Genomic DNA, 12,697 nt, shown 5'->3' with positions numbered 1-12,697 from the left:
CTGATAAGATATTATCCTGCTGATTTAGCAGAGTATTAAGCAATAGGGAGGAAATACGTCTTATGATGCGTTCGTTATATTCCGCAATTTCGGGATTAAAAAATCACCAGGTCAAAATGGATGTCATTGGTAACAATATTGCAAATGTTAACACTCCAGGTTATAAGAGGAGCCGGGTGTCGTTTGCCACCGAGCTTAGCCAAACCTTGAAAGGAGCCTCGGCTCCTTCCCCCGCTCAAGGGGGAACAAACGCCATGCAAGTAGGTCTGGGAGTGAGGATAGGCTCGATTGATCAAATTATGACCCAGGGAAGTTCACAGTCCACAGGAAAAGCAACAGACATGATGTTACAAGGAACGGGATTCTTTGTCTTAAATAATAACGGGCAACAAGTATACACTCGTGCTGGTGGGTTTGGTCAGGACAGTGATGGTACTCTAATTGATCCTGCAACAGGAGCTAAGGTTCAAGGCTACAGCTGGGGTGTGGATGATACAACCCCTGTTGTGTGGGGAGCAGCTTCGGATATTAGATTTAAACTGGGGGATGTTTTAGCAACTGATAGTTTCTTTCCAATACCAGAGGAGGTTACTCTCGATATTTCGAATACCACAGGTTTATCTGCAACATTTGTAGATAGTACTAATAGTGCCGACTTGATTGGAGCAGAAAATTTGACGATTGATGGAATGACAAGAGTCACGGGCACCCCTGCATCAGGTCAATTTTCCTTCGACCCAGTTACTGGGGATATTCAATTTGCTTCAGATATTGCTCCCAGTGCAGCAAATCCATTAACCATCCATTTTGTGGCTCCTGCTGGTTCAGGATCAAATACAACTACGGTTGATATTACTGCCGGCAATAATACTGCAATCGTTGATTATCCTCCCAAGCCGGGCACAATTGTGTATAATGATGCCAGTGGTACACCTATTCCATATAAATTATCAACATCTGCTACGCCTGGAGATTTGGAATACACTGTGAAATCAGTGGGCGGAAAATATCAAATTACTTTTGGGACTGACGGGGACACTCCTCCAATTGCAACTGTGGCAACTGCGTCAATCAGCTATGATTTCACAAACAAACCCCACACCCTAACAGACTTTAGCATCGATCAAAGTGGCGTAATTACAGGAGTTTATAGTAATGGAGTAGACTCGGTGACGCATAAAATAGCCCAAATCGCTGTAGCTTCCTTTGCCAATGATGCAGGTCTTCAAAATGTGGGCGGGAATTTCTATACTACAACGAATAACTCTGGGATGGCTACTATTGGGGCTGCCGGAGAGGATGGCCGAGCAAGTATCGTTTCAAACTCTATAGAGATGTCTAATGTCGATCTTTCAACCGAATTTACTGACATGATCGTGACTCAGCGTGGCTTTCAAGCCAATTCGAGGGTGATCACGGTTTCAGATACTCTCTTAGAAGAGCTCATTAATCTCAAGCGCTAATATTCGCTTTAATTGCAATTTGAGAAGACGGAGGGGTGCTTAATGCGCTTAGTAGGTACTGCTGCGTCGGGAGTCCGTGCGCAGCAGATAGCGATAGACACCATTGGGAACAACCTGGCTAATGCCAACACGCCCGGATTTAAGGCGAATCAGATGGTTTTCGCTGAGGCTTTGGCGACAGAAGTGCGTTCAGGAAGAATAAATGCTGAAGACGAAAATACGGTGGAGACTCTGGACGTTGGGGCTGGAGTGCTGTCCAGCGGTATTGGGACTAATTTTCAACAAGGGGTTCTAGAGCAAACTGAGCGCTCTTTGGATTTAGGGATTGATGGCGCAGGTTTTTTTCAAGTACAGACTCCAAACGGAGAGATGGGCTATACTCGGGCAGGGGCGTTTCAAATAGATGAGTCAGGGCAACTTTCGGATATGCAGGGAAACATTGTCCAAACCAATGGGTTGATTCCCTTCGGTGCTACAGAAATAGCTGTTGCTGCAAATGGGGATATAACTGGGGTTAGCAATGGAGAAAGCATGGTATTCGGACAGCTTATTTTGGCAGGATTTCAGAATCCTCAGGGTTTGCTTGGAAATGAGAAAAACCTCTTTGTGCCTACTGCTAATTCAGGTGAACCACAGATTGGAGAACCAGGTAATACCACTGCTGACAATCTGGTACTTGGAACGATTCGCAGTAAGTCTTTAGAACAATCAAATGTGGACTTGGCCACCTCAATGACAGATCTCATTCAGGTCCAAAGAGCTTATCAAATGAGTGCCAGGCTCGTTCAGGACGGAGATAAGATGTGGGGACTTGCTAATTCCCTTAGGAGGTAAGGTGTATGGCTGGTGGTTGGTTGGAGGGGCCGGTTTTAAACGTATTGCAGAAAGGCCTTGATGCGTCGAGCAGGAGGCATCAGGTCTTGTCTAATAACGTTGCGAATATTGACACTCCAAACTTTAAACGTTCGGATGTTGATTTCCAGACGGTCTTGGGGACTGCCTTAGGTGAAAAGAGCGGAAACCTGCCAATGAAGTTAACGACTCCGAAGCACATTCCGGGTATCCAAGAAGGGAACGGTTCAGGGGTTGTGACAGATAATTCAACATCCTTTCGCAATGATGGAAATAACGTGGACGTTGACCGAGAGATGACTTATGTAGCTGAAAATGGTTTATACTACAATTCCCTCACCCGTACCATCTCATCGCAGCTGGGTTTGCTACGAATGGTTGTTAAGTAATTCCGGATTTAAGCGCTAAGTAAGAAACAAAGGCGGGTTAAAATGATAAGAGGATTATATACTTCGGCCACAGGTTTGTTAGCCGCGCAAACTCAAAGTGAGGTTGTTGGAGATAACGTTGTCAACCTAAAGACCTCAGGCTATAAAGAGCAGACGGCTAGTAATATTTCTTTTCCTTCGATGCTGATTCAACGAATGGGAGGAAACGAAGCTTCTGAAGTTGTTGAGGTTGGTGAGATGGGCAGAGGGGTAGGCGTTGACCGCCTTGCCATGTCCAATGTTCAAGGATCTTTAGAGACGACGGATATTAATACGGATTTGGCCTTAACTTCACCAGGATATTTTGTCGTCCAGACGCCGGGCGGAGAACGGTATACTCGCAATGGACACTTTCAGTTAGATGGTGAAGGGATGCTTCGAACCGTGGATGGTTATTCTATTCAGGGTGAAACAGGCCCCATAGGTCCTTTGAGTTCAGAATTTAGCGTGAGCGCTGATGGCACAATTATGGATCAAGGACAAAGAGTCGATCAAATACGTGTCGTCGAGATTCCGGCAGATGCTTTACAACGTGAAGGTCAATCCTTATATATTGCCAATCAACCGGTTCAAGCTGTCATTGGTGCAGTTCGACAGGGAGCGGTGGAAGCATCTAATGTGGACCTCTCCGGACAAATGATTCAAATGATGACGGTTATGAAAGCTTATGAAGCCAATCAAAAGATAATCCAGACCCAAGACGAGATGTTGGGTAAGGCTGTTAATGAGGTCGGAAAGATATAGCGATGGAGGATGGTTAGGATGGCAGTACAAGTTGTCGTTTTCTTATTAGGTCAAGAAGAGTATGCGATGCCTATCGATGTGGTTCGGGAAATCACCCGTCTAGGAGAGGTAAATATAATTCCAAATGCCCCTTCATATGTGTGTGGTCTGATTACTATTCGGGGTGTGGAAATCCCTTTGATCGATTTGCATGTGCGGTTTGGAAGTGATCCAATAAAAATGACAACAGAAAGTTTGGGCTCGCAAGAAAATCAAAATACTTTTGCCCTAATCACAGAGGTTCATGGAAATCATGTGGGATTTGCTGTGGATCAACTTCGCGAGGTTCGAATTTTAGAGAATATTGTTCCTCCCCCGTCGCTTGTTACAGATCCCTTTATAGGCGGAGTGGTAAATCTTCCCGATAGAATAATTATTCAACTTATTCCGGAACAAATTCTTGAGAGCGATGAGGTCAAGGAATTAGGTCAATTAATTTCTCATTAACCAGCGTATTCGTTATATAATTTTGGAAGATAGGAGGTTGATTTAAGTGAACATGGCTCAAATAATTCTCCTATTCCAACTTCAACAGATGAATGGGTCTTGGCAAACCACACAAACGGATAAGAACGATTTGTCTGGAGCTGGTGAAAGTGGCAGTTCAAATTCTTTATTGTTTGCCACTTTACTTAAAGCTGCTCTTGGAGGAGGGGGAAATGCTTCCCAAGGACTTACCGGTCTAATGCAGGGGATGTCCGGGATGTCTTCACTCAATAGTTATAAAGCGGCCCCGGCTTCTGTGGGGAGATCTGAAAATGTCAGTTCTCTTGAGCATCTTATTTATTCTATGGCCCAAAAATATGGAGTCGATCCAAATCTTATTCAGCAGGTAGTCAAAGCAGAATCAGGGTTTAATTCGAAGGCAACCTCTCCTGCCGGAGCGATGGGCCTAATGCAACTGATGCCGGGAACTGCTGCATCTTATGGAGTTAAAAATCCCTATGATCCGACTCAGAACTTAGATGGTGGAACACATTTCTTAAAGGATTTACTGAATCGCTTTGAGGGGAATATTCCGCTGAGTTTAGCAGCTTATAATGCTGGGCCAGGTGCAGTGGATAAATATAATGGAGTGCCTCCCTATAAGGAGACACAGGCTTATGTGCAAAAGATTATGGCAGGATTGAATCAGAACGATTGGAGAGCGTAGAAAATAGGCTCTTTAGTTGACAATCTCTTTGAAATTATATAGAATTCCATTTAAAAGTTAAAGAAAAAATAGCACTTATGGTTAAATCGGTTTATTAGGGAGCGTGAATGACACTGCTCCTTTTTGGTTTCCAGATCCATAAAAGAAATTATTTGTAAAAGAGAAGGAGATAAGGGATCTTAAGCGAACTATATAGTTTTAAACTAAAGAATAAAAGTGACTTTTAAATTAAATGGATAGACACATCTGGCTTAAATCGTTTGGAGGCGATAAAATAATGGTCAAATTATGAAGAGGCCCGTCATATAGCACAAAGAGTTCGATATTCCTTCGAATCACTTCCAAATCGTGGAAGGGTAACGTTAAGTATGGGAATGGCCCTTTATCGAGATGAACCAATTGACGAATTTTTTGATAGAGTTGATCATTTGCTCTATACTGTTAAAGCAAATGGGGGGAACTGTTGTCTAGTTGAAAGCAGAAAGCATAAGTTTGGCTAAATAACCGGGTTTGTAAAGGGGTAAGAAATGGCAGACTATTATAGTTATCTATGGAGTACGACTTGGCCTAGTTTGATCGTACTCTTTTTGATATTTGCAATGGTACTCTCCAGATTGGTTTGGAAGTCAGTTAATACGTGGCGAAATGCCCGTGATGTTTGGGGATTTTTGCTCTTAGCGCTGAAAGTTTCAATCTGGATTGGGGTATTAGGTGTATATACAGAACTTTTTTTGTTTTCTCAACCAGATTGGTTTGATAAACCTGGTATTATCGAAGGGTCAGTTCAGGGAAAGGCTTTTGACTCTGGTTTAAGCTCCTACAGTGTAGATATCCGCAGCGGAACCCAGCAAATGCAATTCTATGTTGATTATTTTGTCTATGAGAAAGTGAAAGTAGATGATCAAGTTGAGCTTATGTATTTACCGACGCGTCGAGAAGTCATTCGTTGTGAGGTTTTAGGCAGCTTGCTATAGAATGAATTTGCTAATAAGATAGAGGTAGAAGTCGGGAACTGCATATTGTGATTGTAAGTGCAGAGGGCTCATACTATTGGGGAAGAGATAATCTTTATTCTCATAGATTTCACAGGAAAAGTATTGGCGTAATATGTTATAATGAGAATAAGGTAGAGTATGTATAATCTAAAGTAAGAAACGATGCGGAAAGGAGAGTGGGGGATGTGCGTGTCCAAAAAGTTAATGAGCATACCATCCGCATCTTTATCTCTTTGACAGAATTAAGTGACAGGGATATTACGATGACTGATCTTTTTCAACGGTCAGCTAAGACGGAGCAATTGTTTTGGGAACTCATCGCGCAAGCCAGAGAAGAAGTTGAATTTAATTTAGATCAACCGTTTTGGATTCAAGCAACCGTGGCAACGAATGATGAGTTTGTAATCACGATTATGAAGCAAGAAGATCAGGTTGAGGGTTCTGTCAAAGAGAAGGCGGGTCGAAAAACCTCTAAAGGTCGGGTTACAGAATTGGTCTATGTATTTGCAGATTTAGAAGATGTGATTTCGGCTGTTTCACGGTTACCGGAATTTGCCCAACTTCGTTCGGGACTTTATGAGTTCGAAAAAGAATACTATCTTGTACTCAACCGAATGGGAACGGGTAAGAAAAGGTTTTTGGCAGAAGCAATCCTTGATGAATACGGTGAAATCGTCGGTACAACCGGAGTTTTTCTGTCTGAACACGGCAAAGGGATAATCCTTGAAAAGGCCGTTCAAACGCTTAATGCTGCTTTCAATAAGTCGACACAAAGCTAGACACTCTAAAGGGAAGCAATTTGCTTCCCTTTTACAATATTATTTATGGATAGCTGGTTGTCGATTCGAGCCTTGGCTGTGACCGATCAGGTCATCCATGACCGTCGTCGGATAAGTGGCAATCAAGAATAATGTTTATCCATAGGAGAAGATAGCAGGTATTAGGCGCAGACAATTTATGCAAACTGTTTTGCCTTTGAATTTATGTACTCTCATAGTTTTACCACAAAAGATACAGGGAGAGAATTGCTCGTTTGTTTGGGAGCGCGTCTTAAAGGGAAGAATAACGCCTTGACGCGCTGGCTGCATGAGTGTGCGAGCTGAGTTGATGTTAGACATTGAATACCTCCTTGAAATAAGAAGTCTGAGGTCAGAGGCCGGAAGCCAGCAGACGGGGACTTCAGCAAATAAGTAAGATTGTTCTTTATAGTTAGGTAAAACTCAGTGCTTAGGTTTCCTTTATCATATGCTAATCCTACTGTCGAAATCCTAAAAAGTGTGCGGGCCAGATTACGGGAAATTGGTCGATAATAATGAAGGTCCATAAGGAGTTGGGAATTAGTGCAACAAGAGATACATAGGCGACTAAGGGCACTACCGGCTGTTCATGAAGTGCTTTCTCGGCTGGAAGACGACATAGAATTCAGTCCGTTTATGACGAATGAGAGGTGGTTGCCTCGTATGACTCAGTGCGTTCGACAGGTTTTACAAAGTGCACGGGAAAATATTAACCGGAGTTTAGCAGATTCGTATGAGGAGTATGAAGCTTTCCTTTGGACATCTTTGAGAGACAAGCTTCTGGAGAAACTGACAAGTACTGAATATAATTTACAGCGGGTTATCAATGCGACCGGAGTTGTTTTGCATACCAATTGCGGAAGAGCGCTGCTTGCACCGAAAGTCGCGCGTTTTGTTTCGGAACAAGCAGAAAGGTACAGCAACCTCGAGTTGAATATCAAGACTGGTGAGCGGGGCTCACGCTATGTCCATGTTGAAGAGCTTCTTTGTCGTCTCACGGGTGCAGAAGCGGCCATGGTTGTTAATAATAATGCGGCCGCAGTTTTATTGATGATGAATACGTTTGCCCAGGGGAAAGAAGTTATTGTATCGCGGGGGGAATTGGTGGAGGTTGGCGGATCTTTTCGCATACCGGAGGTGCTAAAGGCAGGCGGGGCCAGGTTGGTGGAAGTGGGAGCGACCAATAAGACTTGGCGAAAGGACTATGAAGCAGCCATCGGGCCGGATACTGCTTTGCTCTTGAAAGTACATACGAGTAATTACCGGGTTGAAGGGTTCACTCATGCTGTTACCGGAGCAGAGTTAGTGGAACTCGGTGAAGAGTGGAGTTTGCCCGTAATGGAGGATTTAGGAAGCGGCAGCTTCTTTGACGGAACAAGTCTGGGCTTTCCAATAGAGCCAACTATTAAACAAGCTGTTAAATCAGGTCTGTCTCTCGTAACTTTCAGTGGAGACAAATTGCTTGGCGGACCGCAGGCTGGAATCATCGTGGGCAAGAGAGTTTTTGTCGAACAATTAAGATCAAATCAATTAACTCGTGCTTTGAGAGTCGATAAACTAACCTTGGCAGCACTGGAAGGGACTCTTCACTTATATGAGAATGGGGAAGTAGAAGATATTCCTGTCTGGAGAATGCTCTCTGCCCCTTTGGATACACTACATAAAGCAGCGTCTGAGCTGGTTATGACACTTCAGCCGAATAAGAAGATCGCTGCCGAGTTAAAAGAGGATGTTTCCCAGGTGGGTGGCGGGGCTTGGCCGACGGTTGGGCTTCCGACTTGGGTGTGCGCCATTCGGCCGGCAGAAGGGAACGTTATTGAATTAGAGGAGTTTTTAAGAATGGGTCCGGTAGCAATACTGTCTAGGATTCACAAGGATCGAGTAGTGATTGATGTACGAACATTGTTGAGTGGTGACAGTGAGGAGATCGTTCTGCGGTTGGAGCAATGGGGGAAGTGAAATAAAATTGCACGATCACCACAGCTTCAAGGACTCTTACTTTTGGTCGGCTGGATTACGATTGAAATAGCGTCTTTTAGGTGTCTTTTAAGGTAGGTCGAGGCGGAGTCGATAGTTGACGTGGTGTTATATATAGTTATAATTAAAGAATGATATGTCCAAAGATGATTTAGTTAATGAAGCGATAGGTGGTGCAAAGATGGATCTTAATATGACGCAAGATAAGGTAAAGGATAAGGTCAGGCTGACTCAGTTGTCCACGAAGGCTGGCTGAGGATGCAAGATAGGTCCTTCTGACCTGGCGCAAGTTTTGCGCTACTTACCGCCTAATCTAGAGGATGTTAACCTTATAGTAGGCATGGAGACTTCGGACGATGCCGGGGTTTATCGTTTAAATGATGCACAGGCTATTGTTCAAAGCGTTGACTTTTTTACTCCGGTGGTAGATGATCCCTATGCTTTCGGGCAAATTGCTGCTGCGAATGCCTTAAGTGATATTTACGCAATGGGAGCTAAACCGTTGACTGCGATGAACTTAGTTTCTTTCCCTGTTAAAAAATTGAGCATGGAAGTTTTGGCTAAGATTTTGCAAGGTGGAAGCGATAAGATTCGAGAGGCGGGTGCGGTTCTTGTAGGCGGGCACTCTATTGATGATCCTGAGCCAAAATACGGTTTATCGGTCACTGGAATTGTGCATCCTGACCATGTCCTTTCGAACGCTATGGCTGAACCAGGGGATATCCTGGTTTTTACAAAACCGCTGGGAGTTGGAATAATCACAACTGGGATCAAACGCGGAATTGTTTCACCGGAGGCCGAAGCGGAAGTCATCAGAGTTATGGCTGCGTTGAATAAGGGGGCTGCTGAAGCAGCTATATCCGTTGGAGTTCATGCGGTTACAGATGTGACAGGCTTTGGGCTGTTAGGTCATTTGCATGAAATGCTTGAGGCCAGCGGTTGCAGTGCAGAGGTCTATGCTGGTGCTGTACCGGTCCTAGACAGTGTTTGGCATTGTATTGCGCAAAAAGCGATTCCGGGAGGAACTGAGGCTAACCGCCGTCATCTGGAGAATAAGGTGGATTTCGAATCGGACGTTGCAGAAGAGTTGCGAATTGTGCTCTTTGATGCAATTACTTCGGGAGGGTTGCTAATGTCTGTTTCTGAAGAACGTGTTACTTCATTGCTTCAACAATTAAAGGAACATAAGACCTTAGCAGCAGCTGTTATCGGTCGAGTTAATAAAGGTGAGCCGGGAAGAATTGCGGTTTCCAGTCGTGCATGATAAAATACCGTGTACTGGTAAGGTAGCGGAGGGATAAAGATGAGAGATCTAATGCAAACCATAGCTACTTGTTTTGAACAAGTAGCTTTATTTTTTCCGAGTGGAGATCCTAAAATTCAGGAAAGTTTTGAACAAAGGGCAGTTTATTTAGACTCCAGAGATTATTCCAGAGAGATTTTAGCGGATACGCTGAAGGAGTATCACAGGAATTTAGGGGCGAATTCCGAAACCCTCCATATGATTGAAGAACTGAGACAGAAAGAGACTCTTACAGTGATCACCGGACAGCAAGCGGGAATCCTGACCGGGCCATTGTATACTTTGTATAAAGCCATGACAACTATTCAGTTGGCTAAAGAGCAACGTGAAAAACTGGGTCGTTCGGTTGTTCCAGTTTTTTGGATAGCGGGTGAAGATCATGACTGGCAAGAAATTCGCGAGACCTATCTCTTAAATTCTGAGGGAAAACCGATTCCTTGCATGCTTCCGGGTGATGGAGGCGGGGAATCTGTGGGGCATCAAAAGGTTCCCGACTGGGAAACAATCGAAGCCCAACTTGTAGAGATGCCGGATAGTGAATTTCGATCCTCCGTCTTGAAGCAATGTCGTCAGTTAACTGAACAAGCAGAGAATTTAACACACTGGTTTGCCCTTAACTTACAGTGGCTGGTCCACAAATGGGGTCTAATTTTCTTCGATCCTATGCTACCGGAATTTAAGCGTTTAGCAGCGCCAATGTATGAGCAGATCTTAAAAATGCATGCGGATGTAAGGGAAGCTTTGGCCGAACGCACTAATAGATGGGTTGAGCTTGGATTTAATCCACAAATACAACCAACTGGCGGGGAGGTTAATTTGTTTCTTTCTGTACCTGAACGACGTGCGATTCTATATAGTGCGGAATTGTTTTATTTGCGCGGGCAAAAAGAGCCGATGGATTTGGATACTTTGAATGAATTGCTGGCCCAAGCACCTGAGAAATTTTCCCCTAATGTAGTAACCCGCCCTGTGATTCAGGAATATTTGTTTCCGACCTTGGCATATGTACCAGGGCCGGGGGAATTGAATTACTGGGCTCAGCTCGGGGGAGTATTTGCCAAGCTCGGCTTCGTAATGCCGATTCTTTTTCCGCGGTTGTCTGCTGTAGCGTTGACAGCCTCTTGGCAGAAATATCTGAAAAAGCAGGGATTAACGCTAGCGGATGTTAACCATGGTTTACAGGAACAGCGAAATCGCCTTGTGCGAGAACAGGATAACCTGGATATTGATGACCACTTTCAACGTATGCGGGGACAAATTGCGAGGGGATATGCAGAACTGAAACCACTGCAAGAGGTTCATGCCAATGTCATTGATTGGTTGGATCGAAATGAGGCGAAGGTCAAGTTTCAATTAGACTATTTAGAAAGAAAGGTTTGGCAGGCACAACGCAAACGATGCAGTGATGTACTTAACCACTTGCAACAGCTTGAGGATGGAATTGTTCCTAATCATTCCAGACAGGAACGGGTTTTAAATCCCTTTAGTTTTGTTATGCGTTATGGGCTTAGCTTTGTGGACCAAGTGGCAGAAATTCCAATTGGCGATTTTTCCGAACATCAGATACTTCTCTAAAATGTTATTTCATACATTTTAGAATTAGATTAGTTTTTTTCTTGAAGTATTTCTAAAGATTTTGTAATTTCCTTTTCTAAAGAATAGAGTTGGGTATAATGATAAAAGAGGATGTTACATAATGGAGTTGGTGATGTGCGGCGGGCGTTTAGGTTAATCTTGATGGTTGTTACTTTAACGGTAGTTATTGCAGCTGGGGCTGTAGGGTATATGGTATTTTCTGAATCGGGTAAGATATCGGGTGGAGATTTATCAGATCTTAACGATGACGGATTAAAAAATCGGGTCAGCGTATTACTCGTAGGGGCTGATCAGCGCCCTGATCAAAAGAAGTTTAGTACGGACACAATTATTCTAGCTAGTGTCGATCCGAAAACACAGCGTACAAGCTTACTTTCGATTCCGCGTGATACGAGAGTCCTTCTATCAGGCCATGGTTATAAAAAAATTAATGAGATTGTCTCATTGAAGGATTTATCTGCACTGGAAAGCACCGTAGAAGAGCTGACGGGGGAAAAAATAGCAGGGTATGTTCAGACTAACTTTGAAGGGTTTAAGAAGATTATTGATACATTAGGCGGAGTTACGGTCAATGTGGAAAAAGATATGTACTACGAGACGGGAGATGATGAGGATGGGTATATTAATCTGCGTCAAGGCGAACAGCGCTTAAATGGATTTAAGGCCCTGCAGTATACCCGTTTTCGCCATGACGCGTTAGCCGATATTTCGCGGACTGCCAGGCAACAAGTAGTACTGAAAGCAGTAGCTAAGGAGATGTTTCGGCTTAGCACAATTCCAAAACTCCCCTTTCTCCTTCCCCAATTAATGGGTGCTGTTAACACGAATTTGTCGGCTAAAGACATTCTGACCCTGTCTAAAGTTGTCGTTGGATTTGACAGTTCGAATATGGTTTCCCAGACGTTGCCGGGGTCATTTCTTGACCTGGAAGGGGTAAGCTACTGGAAAGTCGACCCTGTCGCGGCTAAGAAAGTGGTTAAAGATTTATTTCAAGGGAAGACGACAGATAAAGTAATGGATCAGGAGAATGTGGATTTGTTAAAGCCAGTCCTACCCACACCCACTAAGCCTTTGCCCCAAGTTCCAGGGAACAGCCAGGATCCCAATGGGATGAAATCCCCGGGTCATCAGGTATCTATAATGGTAAATAACACCTAATTTCTTAAGGGAAGCATAATGTTCATTAGGCCGGGCTGTAGATGATATTTTTTAGTACAGCCCGGTTTTACTCTAGAATTCCCTAATTCAAATTCGTGGAGAGTAGTTTAAAGAGTAAATATAAAAGCTTAAAGAAAATCACCTAATTATTTTGCACAATTTATACATTAATAGGACTAAAGACCTATAGGG

General features: G+C 43.7%; 12 protein-coding genes. All 12 read left to right on the top strand.

Features of this window, described 5'->3' with window-relative positions; all coding sequences use genetic code 11:
• The first annotated feature begins 62 nt into the window (after window positions 1-62).
• A complete protein-coding gene (locus LJE72_RS00885; protein ID WP_229245398.1) occupies window positions 63-1,463 on the top strand; it encodes a flagellar hook protein FlgE in 1,401 nt (466 codons plus the stop codon).
• 42 nt (window positions 1,464-1,505) lie between these two features.
• Window positions 1,506-2,297, top strand: coding sequence for a flagellar hook-basal body protein (locus tag LJE72_RS00880; protein ID WP_229245397.1), 792 nt, complete (start codon window positions 1,506-1,508; stop codon window positions 2,295-2,297).
• 5 nt (window positions 2,298-2,302) lie between these two features.
• A complete protein-coding gene (flgB, locus tag LJE72_RS00875) occupies window positions 2,303-2,704 on the top strand; it encodes a flagellar basal body rod protein FlgB (RefSeq protein WP_229245396.1) in 402 nt (133 codons plus the stop codon).
• A gap of 42 nt (window positions 2,705-2,746) precedes the next feature.
• Window positions 2,747-3,487, top strand: coding sequence for a flagellar hook-basal body protein (locus LJE72_RS00870; protein WP_229245395.1), 741 nt, complete (start codon window positions 2,747-2,749; stop codon window positions 3,485-3,487).
• A gap of 18 nt (window positions 3,488-3,505) precedes the next feature.
• Window positions 3,506-3,973 (top strand): chemotaxis protein CheW, encoded by a 468-nt coding sequence (locus LJE72_RS00865; protein ID WP_229245394.1) that lies wholly within the window; start codon window positions 3,506-3,508, stop codon window positions 3,971-3,973.
• Window positions 3,974-4,019: 46 nt separating this feature from the next.
• The gene (locus tag LJE72_RS00860) at window positions 4,020-4,679 is read left to right on the top strand and encodes a lytic transglycosylase domain-containing protein (RefSeq protein WP_229245393.1); all 660 of its coding nucleotides are present in this window, start codon (window positions 4,020-4,022) and stop codon (window positions 4,677-4,679) included.
• A gap of 527 nt (window positions 4,680-5,206) precedes the next feature.
• Complete coding sequence (locus LJE72_RS00855; RefSeq protein WP_229245392.1) at window positions 5,207-5,653, top strand: hypothetical protein; 447 nt, start codon at window positions 5,207-5,209, stop codon at window positions 5,651-5,653.
• A gap of 206 nt (window positions 5,654-5,859) precedes the next feature.
• Complete coding sequence (locus LJE72_RS00850; protein ID WP_229245391.1) at window positions 5,860-6,453, top strand: adaptor protein MecA; 594 nt, start codon at window positions 5,860-5,862, stop codon at window positions 6,451-6,453.
• 561 nt (window positions 6,454-7,014) lie between these two features.
• Window positions 7,015-8,430, top strand: coding sequence for an L-seryl-tRNA(Sec) selenium transferase (gene selA, locus LJE72_RS00845; RefSeq protein WP_229245390.1), 1,416 nt, complete (start codon window positions 7,015-7,017; stop codon window positions 8,428-8,430).
• A 211-nt stretch (window positions 8,431-8,641) separates the two neighbouring features.
• Window positions 8,642-9,712 carry a selenide, water dikinase SelD gene (gene selD / locus LJE72_RS00840; protein ID WP_396390161.1) on the top strand — a complete coding sequence of 357 codons (1,071 nt, stop codon included), beginning with the start codon at window positions 8,642-8,644 and terminating at the stop codon, window positions 9,710-9,712.
• A gap of 39 nt (window positions 9,713-9,751) precedes the next feature.
• Window positions 9,752-11,326, top strand: coding sequence for a bacillithiol biosynthesis cysteine-adding enzyme BshC (gene bshC, locus LJE72_RS00835; protein WP_229245388.1), 1,575 nt, complete (start codon window positions 9,752-9,754; stop codon window positions 11,324-11,326).
• 111 nt (window positions 11,327-11,437) lie between these two features.
• Complete coding sequence (locus LJE72_RS00830) at window positions 11,438-12,505, top strand: LCP family protein (RefSeq protein WP_229245387.1); 1,068 nt, start codon at window positions 11,438-11,440, stop codon at window positions 12,503-12,505.
• The last annotated feature ends 192 nt before the right edge of the window (window positions 12,506-12,697 follow it).

Source organism: Desulfosporosinus shakirovi (assembly GCF_020595055.1).
Classification (GTDB): Bacteria; Bacillota; Desulfitobacteriia; order Desulfitobacteriales; family Desulfitobacteriaceae; genus Desulfosporosinus; species Desulfosporosinus shakirovi.
This window is presented reverse-complemented; position numbering and strand designations above follow the sequence as displayed.

Excerpts from the sequence above, each read along its gene's own strand:
- LJE72_RS00885 (WP_229245398.1), top strand. The coding sequence starts at position 63 with ATGATGCGTTCGTTATATTCCGCAATTTCGGGATTAAAAAATCACCAG.
- LJE72_RS00880 (WP_229245397.1), top strand. The coding sequence starts at position 1,506 with ATGCGCTTAGTAGGTACTGCTGCGTCGGGAGTCCGTGCGCAGCAGATA.
- flgB (WP_229245396.1), top strand. The coding sequence starts at position 2,303 with ATGGCTGGTGGTTGGTTGGAGGGGCCGGTTTTAAACGTATTGCAGAAA.
- LJE72_RS00870 (WP_229245395.1), top strand. The coding sequence starts at position 2,747 with ATGATAAGAGGATTATATACTTCGGCCACAGGTTTGTTAGCCGCGCAA.
- LJE72_RS00865 (WP_229245394.1), top strand. The coding sequence starts at position 3,506 with ATGGCAGTACAAGTTGTCGTTTTCTTATTAGGTCAAGAAGAGTATGCG.
- LJE72_RS00855 (WP_229245392.1), top strand. The coding sequence starts at position 5,207 with ATGGCAGACTATTATAGTTATCTATGGAGTACGACTTGGCCTAGTTTG.
- bshC (WP_229245388.1), top strand. The coding sequence starts at position 9,752 with ATGAGAGATCTAATGCAAACCATAGCTACTTGTTTTGAACAAGTAGCT.
- LJE72_RS00830 (WP_229245387.1), top strand. The coding sequence starts at position 11,438 with ATGTTACATAATGGAGTTGGTGATGTGCGGCGGGCGTTTAGGTTAATC.